Raw genomic sequence first — 14,117 nt, 5'->3', positions numbered from 1 at the left:
GCAACGCACGAACGGGTCGGCCGTGCACGGCGATGCGCGGCGTCGCCGCCGCGCTGCGGCACAATGGGCCGATGAACCCGCCCGAATCCGCCGCGCTGCGCGCGCTGATCGATGATCGCTACCGCGAGCTGGAGCGCCGTTGCCGCGCCGCCGGCGTGCACCTGCATGACGATGCCGGCGTCGCCGAACGCATCCGTCGCACCTTGCTCGCCAGCGATTTCGCGTTCGATACCTGGTGTCGCCAGCCGCAGCTGCTCGCCCCGCAGGGGCTGGATCGCCTGCGCTCCGGCGCCGACGCCGGAGCCCGCATCGACGCGCTGCCACTGCCGGAGGACGAAGCCGGCTGCATGGCCGCGCTGCGCCGCTTTCGCCATGCCGAGGCGTTGCGGCTGGTGTTCCGCGACGTCAACGGGCTGGACGAGTTGCCGGAAACCCTGTCCGCCACCAGCGTCCTGTACGAGGCGCTGCTGGGCAAGGCGCTGGCGTGGGCCACCGCGGCAATGGCCGCGCGCTACGGCCACAGCCGCGATGCGCAAGGCGTGTTGCAGCACCTGCTGGTGGTGGGCTTCGGCAAGCTCGGCGGCAGCGAGCTCAACTTCTCCTCCGACATCGACCTGCTGTTTGCCTACCCGCACGGGGGCCAGAGCGACGGCGCGCGGCCGCTGGACAACAGCGAATACTTCGTGCGGCTCGGCCGCCAGCTGGTGCGCCTGCTCGGCGAACCGACCATGGACGGCATCTGCGCGCGCGTCGACATGCGCCTGCGCCCGTTCGGCAAGGCCGGCCGGCTGGCGCTGTCGTTCGCCGCGATGGAGCAGTACTACCAGAGCGAGGGGCGCGACTGGGAGCGCTACGCGTGGATCAAGGCGCGCGCGGTGGCCGGCGACCGTGCCGACGGCAAGCAGTTGCAGGAGATGCTGCGCCCGTTCGTCTACCGCAAGTATCTCGACTACACCGCGTTCGCCGGGCTGCGCGAGATGAAGGCGCTGATCGACGCCGAGGTGGCGCGCAAGGATCTGGCCGACAATCTCAAGCTCGGCCCCGGCGGCATCCGCGAGATCGAGTTCATCGTGCAGCTGGTGCAGCTGATCCGCGGCGGACGCGAACCTTCCCTGCGCGTGCACGGCCTGCTCGGCGCGCTGGCCGCCTGCGAGGCGCGTGGCCACATCGGCGCGCAGCGCGCGCGGCGCTTGCGCGAGGCCTACGCGCTGCTGCGTCGGGCCGAAAACCGCGTGCAGATGCTGCGCGACGCGCAAACCCACGACATCCCCGACGATGCACTGAGCCGCGAACGCATCGCGCTCAGCCTCGACTACCCCGACTGGGAAACCTTGCGCGCGGCGCTGGCGACCCATCGCGCGATCGTAAGCGAGGAGTTCGCCGCCGTGCTGATGCCTGCGCATGGCCAGGTCGCCGCCGCACCGGTCGCCGACGTGCGGCTGTGGGAGCGCGCCTGCGACGAAACGCTGGATGCGGCCACGCTGGAGGCTTCCGGTTTCGCGCCCGCGGCGGAACTGGCCGACGCCTTGCTGAAGTTGCCGCAAGCCGCCTCGGTGCGCGCGATGTCGCCGCGTTCGCGCGAGCGGCTCGACCGCTTGCTGCCGCAGCTGCTCGGCGCCGCGCGCAACACTCCGGCGCCGGTGCCCGCGCTGCTGCGGCTGTGCCGGCTGATGCAGGCGGTGGCGCGGCGCTCGGCCTATCTCGCGCTGCTGGACGAGCAGCCCGCGGCGCGGCGCCGGCTGGTGCGGCTGTTCGCCGACAGCGCCTTTCTCGCCGAACGGGTGATCGCCCAGCCGCTGCTGCTGGACGACGTGCTCGATCCGCGCATCGACCAGCTGCCGCTGCGCCGCGCCGACATCGCCGCCGAGATCACCCGCGTGCTCGGCACGCTGGATGAGCGCGACGCGGAGACCGAGCTGGAGCGGATCACCGAGTTCCGTTCGTCCACCGCGTTCCGGTTGGGGCTGGCCTTCAACGACGGTCGCGTCGACGCCGAAGCCACCGCACGCCGGCTGGCCGCGCTGGCGGAGTCGGTGGTGGGCGCGGTGCTGGCGCTGGCCGAGCGCGATCTGGTGGCGCGGCATGGCCGCCTGCCGGGCTTGGGGTCGGGCTTCGCCGTGCTCGGTTACGGCAGTCTCGGCGGCGAGGAACTGGGCTTCGCCTCGGACCTGGACCTGGTGTTCGTGTTCGACGGCCAGCGCGCGCAGGCGATGAGCGACGGCGAGCGTCCGCTGGAAGGCTATCGCTGGTACCAGCGGCTGGCCCAGCGGGTGATGAACTGGCTGACCGTGCTGACCCGCGCCGGCCGTCTGTACGAGGTGGACACGCGGCTGCGTCCGGATGGTTCCAAGGGCCTGCTGGTAAGCAGCCTCGATGCGTTCGTGGCCTACCAGCGAAGCCGTGCGTGGACATGGGAGCACCAGGCGCTGTTGCGCGCGCGGCCGGTGGCTGGCGACGCGGCGCTCAACGCCGAGCTGGCGACAGTACGCCGCGACGTCCTCGCCGTGCCGCGCGAACCGGCCGCCGTGCGCGCGGAAGTGGCCAGCATGCGTCAACGCTGGCGCGCCGAGCGTGACCGTTCCGACGAGCAGCAGTTCGACCTGAAGCAGGGCCTCGGCGGCCTGCTCGACATCGAGTTCGCGCTGCAGGGACTGGTGCTGGCGCACGCGGCGCGGCAGCCGGCGCTGCTCGGCGTCACCGCCAACGCCGGGTTGATCGAGGCCTGCCGCGTCGCCGGCGTGCTCGACGACGATCAGGCGGCGACCCTGGCGGCCGCGCACGCTGGCCTGCTGCAACGCGCGCTGGCCTGTACGCTCGACCTGCGCTCGCGCATCGCGCCGCGCGACGCCGCGCTGGAGCAGTTGCGCGCCGGCGTGCGCGGGGTCACCGACGCGCTGGGCTTCGCCTTCGCCGCCGACGCGGAGCCGCCGCCGCAGGGTTGAGATGAATCGCGCGCATGCTCCTTGCGCGCGATCCGGGGAGTGTTCGCGGAGAGCCCTTCGCTTCACGGACGTGAAGAGTGCCGTCAACGCATGGCGCTTGTCTGGACCCATCCCGGCAGGCAAGATCGACCATGGCCACGGGCTGTCGGCAGGGGCGGGATGAGGGGACGCGTGACAGGGGGAGTGGGATCGCGAGTGCTGCTTGCACTCCTGCTGATGTCGACCGGCTGGCTGGTTGTCATGTCGCCCGCGCGGGCGATGGATCCGCAGCAGCCGTTCCATTCCTTTGTGCTCGACCACTGGGGCGTGGAACAGGGCCTGCCGCAAATCACCGTGCTGGGCCTGGCCGAGGATCGCGCCGGATTCCTGTGGGTCAACACGCAAACGGCCGTGGCGCGTTTCGACGGCGCCCGCTTCGTGCGCTACGACCACGCCAGCACCGGCGTGGATACCAGCATGCTCAACGCTGCCTGGGCCGACCCGCGCGGCGGCGTCTGGTTCGGCGGCGCGCGCGGCCTGATCGGGCAGCGCGACGGGCAGTTCAAGGCGCTGGGCGGGGCTGCGGTCAACGCGATCATCGACGCCGGTGACGGCACGCCGCTGCTGGCCACCGCCGACGGCGTGCAGCGGCTGCACGAAGGCCGGATGGTGTCGACCGGCGGCAGCGGCGGGCCGGCCTTCAGCCTGCTGCGTGGCGACGGCCATCTGTGGATCGGCGGCATCGGCCGCGTCTGCCGCCGCGCCGACAGCGCCGCACCGGCCACGGAAAGCTGCATCGCGGCCGGGCCGGCGGCATGGCGGCACGTGGTGGTCAATCATCTGGCGCTGCAGGGCGGCCAGTTGTGGCTGGGCACGTCGGCCGGCTTGATGCGGATCGTGGATGGGCAGTGGGTCGCGGCGGGACTGGGCGACGGGATCGATGCGGCGCCGATCGAGAGCCTGCTCACCGATCGCGTCGGTTCGCTCTGGATCGCCACCGCCAAAGCGCTGTACCGCCGCCTGCCGGACGGCGAACTGGAGCGCGAGGAGATCGATGTCCAGCGCCGGCCGTGGGTGCACCGCATGCTGGAGGACCGCGACGGCAACCTGTGGCTGGGCACCTACACGCGGGGCCTGTACCGCATCTGGAATGGCTGGACCCGGCGTCTGTCGCTGGACGACGGCGTGCGCGATCCGCTGGTGTGGAGCGTGCTGCGCGCGCCCGACGGCTCGATCGTGTTCGGCACCAATTCCGACGTGGAGGTCTTCGACGGCAAGCAGGTGCGCACGCTGATTCCCGGCAGCGCGCTGCCCAACCCGTCCGCCTACGAGCTGTACTACGACCGTCGCCAGCGCTTGTGGGTGGGCACGCGCGGCGGCATCGCGGTGTTCGACCGCGGGGTGGACGTCACCCCGGCCGCGCTGCAAGGCCTGCGCAACCTGCAGATCAACGACATCCACGAGCTCGGCGACGACGATTTCCTGTTTGGCACTTCCGCCGGGCTTTATCGCTGGCGGCAGGGCGCGTTGAGCCGGCTCGATCCGCAGGCTACCGCCGCCGAGGCCATCATCCGCTCGGTGCTGCCGCTGGCGCCGGGGCGCTGGTACGTCGGCACCCGCGACGGCGTGCGCGAGTGGCGCGACGGTCACTGGACACGGCCGGCGTGGGCCGAGCCCTTGCGCAGCCACTTCGTGACGCGGCTGGCGCTGCTCAAGCCGGACCTGCTCGCGGTGGCCACCAGCGACGCCGGCATTGGCCTGATGGCAGACGGCCGCCTGCGCATGACCGGCCAGAGCGAAGGCTTGCCCAGCGACAACGTGTGGACGTTCGACCTGCTCGACGGGCAGCTCTACGCCAGCTCGACGGAAGGCGCCTGGCGCCTGCCGCTCTCGCAACTGCCGCTGCCCGGCTCGCCGCCGCGCACGGTCTCGCCGCAGCAGCTGGCCGGCGAGCAGCGTTCCACCACGGTGAGCAACCTGCATTGCTGCAATGGCGGCGCCCGCGCGCGCAGCGCCATCGTCGGCGACGTCATCTGGTACGCCACCACCGACGGCATCCTCGGCGTGAACACGCGCGCACTCGGCGAGCGGCCGTCGGCGCCGCGTGCGGCAGTGGTGTCGGTCGAGCATGACGACCGGCAATACACGGGCGGCGCGTTCACCCTCGACCAGGGCAGCCGCGACCTGACCGTGCACTACACCGCGCCCTACCTGCAGGTGGGGACCTTGCATTTCCGCTACCGGCTGGACGGCTACGACAAGGATTGGCAGCACGCGGGCGTGCGCCGCGAGGCGTTCTACACCCACCTGCCGGCGGGCAACTACCGCTTTCGCGTCGCCGCCACGCTGCCGGGTGCCGCCGGCTACGGGCCCGAGGCCGCGATCGCCGTCGAAGTCACCCCGTACTGGTACGAAAACCTGCTGGTGCGGCTCGCCGCCGCGGCCGCGCTGGTCGTGCTGCTGTTCGTGCTGACGCGCTGGAGCATGCGCCGGCAGCGCCGCCGCAACGCGTGGCTGGAGGAACAGGTCGAACGCCGTACCGGCGAGTTGTCGCGTGCGCTGGAGCGCCTGCGCGTAACCAATCTCGCGCTCGCCGAGGAGAGCCATACCGACACGCTGACCGCGCTGCACAACCGGCGCTACCTGCTGGCGCAGCTGCCCGCGCTGCTGGCCGAGGGCAGCAGCGTCGGCGTGATACAGATCGACATCGACCACTTCAAGCACATCAACGACGCCCGCGGCCATGCAGTGGGCGATGCGGTGCTGCGCGAGCTGGGCAGCAGGCTCGCCGAGTTGCGCCGCGACAGCGACATCACCGTGCGCTGGGGCGGCGAGGAGTTCCTGCTGTTGCTGCGCGACGTCGACCAGGCCGACGTGCTGCGCATCGCCCAGCGCCTGCGCCACGACATTGCCGCCAAGGCATTCGCGGATGGTCGCGGCGGCGTGCTGCGGCTGACCTGCTCGATCGGTTTCAGCATGCATCCGCTGGCCGCCCACAGCGACGCGGCAACCTTCGATGCGGCGGTGGAGCTGGCCGATCTGGCGCTGTATCGCGCCAAGTACCTCGGCCGCGACCAGTGCGTCGGCCTGCTGGCCGCCGCGCCGTTGCCGGCGGCAATCCTGCGCGATCCGCTGGCACCGCAACTGGACGCGCTGCTGGCCGCCGGCCAGCTGAAATGGGTGCGTCCGACGAACTGAGCGGGCGCCTTCGATCGTTGCGCCGGCGCTTCGGGCGAAGCCCTGCCCGCCGCGCTCGAGCACCCCGCGCCGTCATTCCCGCGAAAGCGGGAATCCGCCGGGATTCCCGCCACGCAACCCGGCCCGGGTCGCCTCGATGCGCTCGCGCACCAGCGCGGCCACGCGTGCGGTTTCGCGCAGCGGGCGTTGCGCGGCGGTGCCCGGAGCGTCGAGGTCGTGCAGCAGGCCGGCATCGCGCAGGGTCTGGTGGAAGCGCGCGATCTTCGGCGGCAGCGGTGCGCGGATGAAGGTGAGCACCGGGCAGCCGACGGCGCAGGCTTCGGACAACATGTTCACCGAATCGGGCGTGACCACCAGCCGGTCGGCCCAGCCGAGCACGCCGGGGTAGGGGTTGCGGCCGTCGTCGCGGCCAGCCCAGAGCAGGCCCGGCACCTCGGCCAGCAGCGGCCGCAGCGATTCGATCAGTGCCGCCGGCGTGCGCCGCGAGCCGAGCACCAGCAGGCTGCCGCCTTCGGCGCGCTGGCGCGCCAGCAGCTGCCGGATCAGCGCGCTGGCGTAGTCGGCGTCCAGTGCAATGCCGCGGCGCGGCCCGCCCAGCAGCACGCCCACGCGGGGCCGCGGCAAGGCCTCGAACTGCGGGCAGGCGTCGCGACCGTCGGCCAGCCATTCGTCGTCGACGGTGTTGAGCGAGCCCAGCGTGGTCAGCACATTGGCGCCGTGCAGCTCATCGTGGCGCGGCACCACCACGGTGTCCCACAGCGTCGGCTCGATGCGCGGGTCGAGGATCTGCACGGTGTGGCAACGGCCCTCGCCGAGCGGCCGCAGCATACGGGTGAACAACGCGGCCGCGCGGCCACAGCCGATTGCGACTGCCGGCCAGGGCGGCGCAAACCACGCCCGCTGGCTGGCCGGCAGGGCGAGGCGTCCGCCCGCGATCAGGCGCGGCGCCAGCCATGACCATGGCGCGCGCGGCTCCAGCAGCAAATGGCGGCGCGGCAGTTGCAGATGCTCGGCCAGCGCCAGCGCCTGGCGCTGGTTGCCGGCGGCCGAATCGGTGATCACCCAGCACTCGCCGTGCAGCGTCAGCATGGCCGGGTTCGCCGCAGGATTGTTTCCCGAATCAACACGATGCGTTTCTCCGCCGGGCGTCGACCGCCGGCGCCCGGTCTGTACACTGGAATTTCTGGCCAGCGTGCCGGTGCGGCTCTCGCGAAGGATACCGTGCGACAGCCCGAAACAGCCTTTCGTCCTTGCCCCATGGAGTCTTCGCATGTCCCCACTGAAATATCTCTTTCTCGCCGGTCTGCTGGGTGCGGCGGTTTCCGCACAGGCGGCGCCGGTGACCTATCAGCTCGACCCCAACCACACGATGGTGCTGTTCAGCTGGAACCACTTCGGCTACTCCAACCCCACCGCCGACCTCGGTCTGGGCGAGGGCGCGATCGTGTTCGACGAGCAGCATCCGGCGCAGTCCAGCGTCGAAGTGACCCTGCCGCTGGCGCGGCTGGATACCCACGTGGCGGCGCTGGACGAGCATCTTAAAAAGGCCGATTTCTTCGATGCGGCCAAGTATCCGGTGGTGACCTTCAAGAGCAGCAAGGTCGAGCCGCTGGGCGACAACAAGTTCAAGGTCACCGGTGCCCTCACCGTGCATGGCGTGACCCGGCCGGTGGTGCTCGACGCCACGCTGAACCGGGTGGGCCCGCATCCGATGGGCAAGGCGCAGTCGATCGGTTTCGACGCCACCGCCACGCTGAAGCGCTCGGAGTTCGGCGTGGGCGCCTATGTGCCCAACGTCAGCGACGAGGTGCACGTGCGCATCACCACCGAAGGTTCGGTGCCGAAGGAAATCGCGGCGAAGTAATCGTCGCGCCGGTCTGGCGCACTCGCACAAAAAAACCGCGCCGTCATCGGCGCGGTTTTTTTTGTGCCGGCGACCGCTGGTTATTCGGATTTCACGCCGCTGTCCTTCATCGACTCCAGCTTGCCCAGGTCGACGCTGCCCACCGCCGCCTTCAGCTCGTCGATGCTGTCGGCGTTGCCGTTCGCCTTGACCGTGAAGCGCTTGCCGACGATCACGCTGTACTCGCCGGACTTGGACTGGTGGTCCCACTCCTCGTGGATGAGGTTGCCGTTGTCGCTGTAGGTCTTCTCGTAGCCGGTTTCGGTTTCCTTCTCCTCCTCCGGCGCCATCGCGCTGGCCATCGCGATGAAGCCCTTGGCGCCGCCGGTGTCGGTGACTTCCAGCGTGATGTGCTGGTTGTTGTCGCCGCTGTATTCCGCGCTGGCCTCCGACACCTGCATGCCCATCGCGCCGTTGCGCTCGGCCGAGATGCCGGTGCGCTTGAGATTGCCCACGGCAGCGGGCAGGAACGCCTTGATCTGGTCGGGCGCCAGCGCCTCCACCGGGCCGTTGGTGCCGGACATCGCGCCCATCATCTTGCCCATCGCGGCCGACTGCGCCGCGCTGTCGCCGGATTTCTGCGCCGCTTCCAGCTCCTTGCCGGCCTGTTCGGCGCGCTGGCCCATCGCCGCGAGCTTGCCCAGCGCGCTGTTGCCGTCGACAGTGACGGTCTCGCCGTTGCTGCTGGTGACGTGCATGCCGCTCATCGCCGCGCCGCCCAGCGCGCCGACGAAGATCAGGCCCAGGATCAGGCTAACGATCCAGCCCAGCACGATCGCGATGATCACGCTCACCGCGGTGTAGCCGCCGGCCTTTTCCGGCGGGCACTGCATGGTGTGGGGCAGGCCCAGATACAGCAGGTAGATGCTGTAGACACCGCCGGCCAGCACGATCAGCAGGCCCAGCCACGGCACGATCACGCCGATGCCGGCGATCCACCAGGCGGTCCACGCGTAGGCCACCGTCTTCAGTGCCTGGATCAGGTTCGGCTTGGCGCCGAAGGTGCCGGCCAGCGCGTTGATGATCAGCGCCATCACGTAGACCAGTACCAGCGACAGGATGTAGCCCAGGATCATCCGGCCGATGCCCGCGCCGATGCCGGCGCGCACGGTGACGCCGAGGAAGCTGGTGCCGATCAGGCTGCCCTTGATGAACTGCGCGATCACCGGCAGGGCGGCGATGATGGCGATGTAGCCGAGGTACAGGTTGTTGACCGTGGCCGGTTCGGCGGCGGCAACGGGCCACTCGGTCTTGGGTGTGGTCAGGATGTTTTTTGCGCGCGCGATGAGCTTTGCGGAATCCATGGTCTGCTCCCGATCAGATGCCCGAATCCGGCGCGGGGCGCCGGGACGTCGTTGATTTCCCCTTTGGTGCGTCGCACCGCTTGCTGCCGTCGCGCGGCGGAACCCCTTCCGGCCGCGCCGTGGCGGATGAGCGCCCCGGCAGCAAACGCCAGCCTGCTACCATTTGCAGCCTGCTGTCCAGTCCGGAGTCCGCTGATGTCATCCCCCGCTGTCGCGACCGTGCCCCTGGTGCCGGCAAATGCCGAAAATCGTTACGAAGTGACGCGGCAGGACCTGCCGCTGTCGTGTCCGATGCCGGGCATGGTGCTGTGGAATTCCCATCCGAAGGTCTACCTGCCGATCGTCGATGACGGCGGCGAGTCAACCTGCGCCTACTGTGGCGCGCATTACGTGCTGCGCGACTGATCAGCGGACCCGGTCGGCGGCCGGCCATGGCATTTTTTTTGCTTGTTTTTTGCCATGAAAGCCGCCAGCCCCGAGCTCATGTCCAGCATTGTCGTGCCCGCCAAGCTGCTGACCGTGGTCCAGCTGATCCCCGCGCTGCATTCCGGCGGCGCGGAGCGTTCGGCGCTGGAGATCGCGCGCGCGCTGGTGCAGGCAGGCCATCGCTCGGTGGTGATTTCCGCCGGTGGGCGGTTGGTCGAGCAGTTGCAGGCCGAGGGCAGCGAGCACATCACGCTCGACCTGGGGCGCAAGTCGCTCGCCACCCTGGGCCGCATCGGCCCGCTGCGACGCCTGCTGCGCGAGCTGAAGCCGGACATCGTGCACGCGCGTTCGCGCTTGCCGGCGTGGGTGGGCTGGTGGGCGCTGCGCGGTATTTCCCCGCGACCGCACTTCATCACCACCGTGCATGGCTTCAATTCGCCGGGCCGCTACAGCTCGATCCTGCTGCGCGCCGAGCGCGTGATCGTGGTGTCGCAGACCTTGCGTGACTATGTGCTCAGCCACTATCGCTGGCTGGAGCCGGGTCGGGTGCGGGTGATCCCGCGCGGCATCGACCAGGATGCGTTTCCCTACGGGCACCGGCCGGACGATGCATGGCAGAAGGCGTTCTTCGCGGAGTTCCCTGCGCTCGCCGGTGCGCCGTTGCTGACCATGCCCGCGCGCGGTACGCGGTTGAAGGGCCACCACGACGCGATCGAATTGCTGGCCGACCTCAAGCGTCGCGGCATCGAGGCGCGCTTGCTGCTGCTGGGCGTGGTCGAGCCCGGCCGCGAGGCCTACGTGGCCGAGCTGCAGGAGCTGATCCGCTTGCGCGGGGTGACCTCGCAGGTGGTGCTGTCGCCGCCGCGCGATGACATCCGCGACATCTACGCGCTGTCGGCGCTGGTGCTGCAGTTGTCGAACAAGCCCGAGACCTTCGGGCGCACGGTGATCGAAGCGCTGTCGCTGTGCCGGCCGGTGCTCGGCTACGCCCATGGCGGCGTCGGCGAATTGCTGGCCGAGCTGTACCCTGCCGGCCGCGTGCCGCTGGGCGATCGCGAGCGGCTGGTCGAACGCGCGGCCGAATTGCTGCGGGTGGCGCCTCCGATCTCGCCGCTGCAGAGCTACCGGCTCAGCGACATGCAGCAATCCACGCTGGCGTTGTACGACGAAGTGAGCCAGCCGCAGGGCTGACGCGCCAGGCGTCGCGGCGCGCCTACAATGCGGGCTGGTTCCCGCCTGGCCCACCCATGACGACCTTCGGCAGTTCACTCAAGGCGGCGCTGCGTTCCCCCCTGCTGCCGTTCTGGCTGGTAATTGCGCTGTTGCCGTTCGGTCGCAGTTCGGAGCTGGGCACGCTGCTGTGCCTGCTCGGCGCGATCATGCTGTTTGCACGCGACCCGGCCGCACTGCGCCAGCACCCCGGCGCGCAGCTGCTGCTGTGGCTGCTGGGAGCGTATGTGGCGGCGGCGTTGTTTTCCGCGCTGGACGCGATTCGTCCCGGCAAGAGCTGGAGCACGGTGGCCGCCACGCTGCGTTACGTTCCGCTGGGCCTGTACGCGTGCTTCGCGATCCGTCGCGAGGCCAAACTGCACGCTTTGTACACGGCGGTCGCCGCGGTGCTGGCGCTGTGGTGTGCGGATGCGTGGGTGCAGGCGTTCACCGGCTGGAGTCTGGGCGGCCATCCCGAGGCCTTTCGGGTCTCGGGCATTTTCGGCGCCGACAACCTGAAACTGGGCCCGAGCCTGGCGGTGCTCTCGCCGTTCGCATTGTGGGCAGCGCGGCAGCGCTGGGGGCGGCCGGGGTTGGTGCTGGCCGCGGTGCTGGTGCTCGGCCCGGTGCTGCTGGCCGGCTCGCGCTCGGCGTGGCTGTGCTACGTGCTGGTGCTGGCGGGTTTCGCCTGGCAGGAGGCGCGCACGCTGTGGCGCTTCTCGTTGTGGTGCGGGGCGGCGGCGCTGCTGCTGGCACTGGCTGGCGTGGTGGCATGGAATACCTCGGCGCGCTTCCATGACCGGATGGCGCGCAGCCTGCTGGTGTTGCAGGGTACCGATCAGTCGGTGGACACCGCGCTCAGCGGCCGGCTCGATATCTGGCAGGTCGGCGTGGCGATGACCGCGGCGCATCCGGTCAACGGCGTGGGCGTGCGCGGATTCCGCTACGCCTATCCGCAGTTCGCGCCGGCCGACGACCACTTCGTGGTGTCGGCCGAAGCGTGCGGCGTCGGCGAAGGCGCCTGCCATCCGCACCAGCTGCTGCTGGAGATCCTCACCAATACCGGCCTGCTCGGGCTGGCGCTGTGGCTGGCCGCGGCGGGTCTGGCGTGGCGGGCATGGCGGCGGGTGGACGCGGCGGCGCGCGCACGCGCGTTCCCCGCCAGCCTGGCGCTGGGCGTGATGCTGTTTCCGCTGAACTCGCACCTGGCGTTCTACTCGGCCTGGTGGGGGCTGCTGTTCGCCTGGCTGCTCGGGCTGTGGTGCGCCAGTTTGTTCGTTGCCGGCATCCCTGCCGGCAACGAAGAGCCCGGCATCCGTGCCGGACTCCTCAACGCAGAACCCCCTCAGGGGACGCCCGATGGGGCGTGAGCCGCTGTCGGTGGTGGTGACCACGTTCAACAGCGCCGGCACGCTCGACGCCTGCCTGCGCGGGGTGAGCTGGGCCGACGAGATCGTGGTGCTGGACTCGGGCTCGAGCGATGCCACCACGGCGATCGCCGCGCACTACGGTGCGCGCATCCACGCGCAGCCGTTCGCCGGCTACAGCGCCCAGAAGCAGGCGGCGATCGACCTGGCCAGCCATCGCTGGGTGCTCCTGCTGGACTCGGATGAATCGCTGGATGCGGATGCCGCCGCATGCCTGCAGCAGGCGCTGTGCGAGCCGGCCCATGCGGGTTACCAGTTGTGGCGGCGCGAGTGGCAGTTCTGGCGCTGGCAGTCGCGGCGCGGCCGGCTCAACCACTACGTGCGCCTGTTCGACCGGCAACGTGCGCGCATGAGCGGCCACGAGGTGCACGAGGAAGTGCAGGTGGACGGCCCGGTGGGCGTGCTCGACGCGGTCATCGATCACCATGGCGAGCCCGACATCGCCGGCCGCGTGGCCAAGGCGAACCGCTACTCCAGCCTGCAACAGGCCGATCTGGCCGGGCGACGGGTGAGCTGGCTGCGCTTGCGCATGGTGGCGTATCCGACGGTGGCGTTTCTTCGTTATTACGTGCTGCGTGGACACTGGCGCTCCGGCTGGGCCGGCTTCATCGCCGCGCGCATCCACGCGTTCTACGCGTTTCTGAAGTACGCCAAGCTGTACGAGCAGCGGCGGCCGCGGGGCTGATCCGGCCAGCTCGATCGCCGCTCGGGACGAAGGCATGCGGCTGTACCTGGTCGAGCGCCGCCGGGCATCCGGCTGCCGAACGGATCAGTAGATGGCGGCGGCGCCCGGCGGGCGGGTCTTGAAGCGCTTGTGCACCCACAGGTACTGCTCCGGCGCCTCGCGCACCATCTGCTCGATGCAGGCGTTGACGCGGGCGGTGTCCTCGAGCACGTCCGCGCCGGGGAAATCCTCCAGCGGCGCACTCAGGCGCAGGACGTAACCCGACCCGTCGGGCAGGCGGCGGTGGAAGAACGGGATGACCACCGCGCCGGACAGCCGCGCCAGGTGGTGGGTGGCGGTGATGGTCGCCGCCGGCACGCCGAAGAACGGCACGAACACGGTGTCCTTGCTGCGCATGTCCTGGTCCGGCGCGTACCACAGCGTGCCGCCGGCGCGCAGGTACTTCACCGTGCCGCGGATGTCGTCCTTGTCGAACATCGCCGCGGCGTAGCGCAGCCGCGCGCGCAGCACCACCCATTCGAACACGGTCGAATCCATGCGCCGGTACATGCCGGCAATGCGGATGCGCTGCGACACCAGCCGCGCGCACAGCTCCAGGTGCGAGAAGTGGCCGCCGACCAGCAGCACGCCCTTGCCGCGCGCGCGCGCCGCCTCCAGGTGTTCCAGCCCTTCGATGGCGGTCGGCAGCGCGGCCATGCGCCGGTCGCTGCCCAGCCAGCCGAGCGCGAACTCCACCAGCATCATGCCGATGTCGCGCAGGTTGGCGTCGACCAGTGTCGCGCGCTGCGCGGGATCGAGCGCGGGGAAACACAGCGCGATGTTGGCGGCCGCGATGCGCCGTCGCGCCGACGGAATGCGCGCCACCAGCGCGCCGAGTCGGCGCCCCAGCCACGGCAGTGTCGCCTGTGGCAGATGCGCGATCAGCCACACCGCCGCCACCCCCAGCCATGCCGGCCAGTGGCGGGGAGCGAGCAGCGATCGGGTGAATTCGGGGCGGGGCATGCCGGGCATCGTCGGCATTGTACCGGGCCATCCGCGCGCGAA

10 protein-coding genes are annotated in these 14,117 nt (G+C 70.4%); 7 read left to right on the top strand and 3 right to left on the bottom strand.

What is annotated here, in order from left to right; translation table 11 throughout:
- Window positions 1-71: 71 nt before the first annotated feature.
- Together glnE and ACFCQI_RS05035 are read left to right on the top strand one after the other, a co-directional pair.
- Window positions 72-2,942, top strand: coding sequence for a bifunctional [glutamate--ammonia ligase]-adenylyl-L-tyrosine phosphorylase/[glutamate--ammonia-ligase] adenylyltransferase (gene glnE, locus ACFCQI_RS05040; RefSeq protein WP_395120287.1), 2,871 nt, complete (start codon window positions 72-74; stop codon window positions 2,940-2,942).
- A 195-nt stretch (window positions 2,943-3,137) separates the two neighbouring features.
- Window positions 3,138-6,119, top strand: coding sequence for a diguanylate cyclase (locus ACFCQI_RS05035; RefSeq protein WP_395120286.1), 2,982 nt, complete (start codon window positions 3,138-3,140; stop codon window positions 6,117-6,119).
- Between the two features lie 72 nt (window positions 6,120-6,191).
- Here ACFCQI_RS05035 and ACFCQI_RS05030 read toward each other — a convergent pair whose 3' ends face one another.
- Window positions 6,192-7,208: a mitochondrial fission ELM1 family protein gene (locus tag ACFCQI_RS05030; RefSeq protein WP_395120285.1), complete on the bottom strand. Its 1,017-nt coding sequence runs from the start codon at window positions 7,206-7,208 to the stop codon at window positions 6,192-6,194.
- A 181-nt stretch (window positions 7,209-7,389) separates the two neighbouring features.
- On the opposite strand from ACFCQI_RS05030, the gene ACFCQI_RS05025 reads away from it, so the two are divergent.
- On the top strand, window positions 7,390-7,983 hold the full coding sequence (locus ACFCQI_RS05025) for a YceI family protein (protein ID WP_395120284.1): 594 nt from the start codon (window positions 7,390-7,392) through the stop codon (window positions 7,981-7,983).
- 80 nt (window positions 7,984-8,063) lie between these two features.
- Here ACFCQI_RS05025 and ACFCQI_RS05020 read toward each other — a convergent pair whose 3' ends face one another.
- Window positions 8,064-9,326 (bottom strand): YIP1 family protein, encoded by a 1,263-nt coding sequence (locus ACFCQI_RS05020; protein ID WP_395120283.1) that lies wholly within the window; start codon window positions 9,324-9,326, stop codon window positions 8,064-8,066.
- Window positions 9,327-9,521: 195 nt separating this feature from the next.
- On the opposite strand from ACFCQI_RS05020, the gene ACFCQI_RS05015 reads away from it, so the two are divergent.
- From ACFCQI_RS05015 to ACFCQI_RS05000, 4 genes are all read left to right on the top strand, one after another.
- Window positions 9,522-9,731 (top strand): zinc-finger domain-containing protein, encoded by a 210-nt coding sequence (locus ACFCQI_RS05015; protein WP_395120282.1) that lies wholly within the window; start codon window positions 9,522-9,524, stop codon window positions 9,729-9,731.
- Window positions 9,732-9,809: 78 nt separating this feature from the next.
- Window positions 9,810-10,943 (top strand): glycosyltransferase, encoded by a 1,134-nt coding sequence (locus tag ACFCQI_RS05010; protein WP_395120281.1) that lies wholly within the window; start codon window positions 9,810-9,812, stop codon window positions 10,941-10,943.
- Between the two features lie 56 nt (window positions 10,944-10,999).
- On the top strand, window positions 11,000-12,331 hold the full coding sequence (locus tag ACFCQI_RS05005) for an O-antigen ligase family protein (protein ID WP_395120280.1): 1,332 nt from the start codon (window positions 11,000-11,002) through the stop codon (window positions 12,329-12,331).
- Complete coding sequence (locus tag ACFCQI_RS05000) at window positions 12,321-13,073, top strand: glycosyltransferase family 2 protein (protein ID WP_395120279.1); 753 nt, start codon at window positions 12,321-12,323, stop codon at window positions 13,071-13,073. Before ACFCQI_RS05005 ends, ACFCQI_RS05000 begins: the two co-directional genes overlap by 11 nt.
- Before the next feature lie 84 nt (window positions 13,074-13,157).
- Here ACFCQI_RS05000 and lpxL read toward each other — a convergent pair whose 3' ends face one another.
- The gene (gene lpxL / locus ACFCQI_RS04995; RefSeq protein WP_395120278.1) at window positions 13,158-14,075 is read right to left on the bottom strand and encodes an LpxL/LpxP family Kdo(2)-lipid IV(A) lauroyl/palmitoleoyl acyltransferase; all 918 of its coding nucleotides are present in this window, start codon (window positions 14,073-14,075) and stop codon (window positions 13,158-13,160) included.
- Between the last annotated feature and the right edge of the window lie 42 nt (window positions 14,076-14,117).

This window comes from Rhodanobacter sp. FW102-FHT14D06, assembly GCF_043950705.1.
Taxonomy (GTDB): domain Bacteria; phylum Pseudomonadota; class Gammaproteobacteria; order Xanthomonadales; family Rhodanobacteraceae; genus Rhodanobacter.
This window is presented reverse-complemented; position numbering and strand designations above follow the sequence as displayed.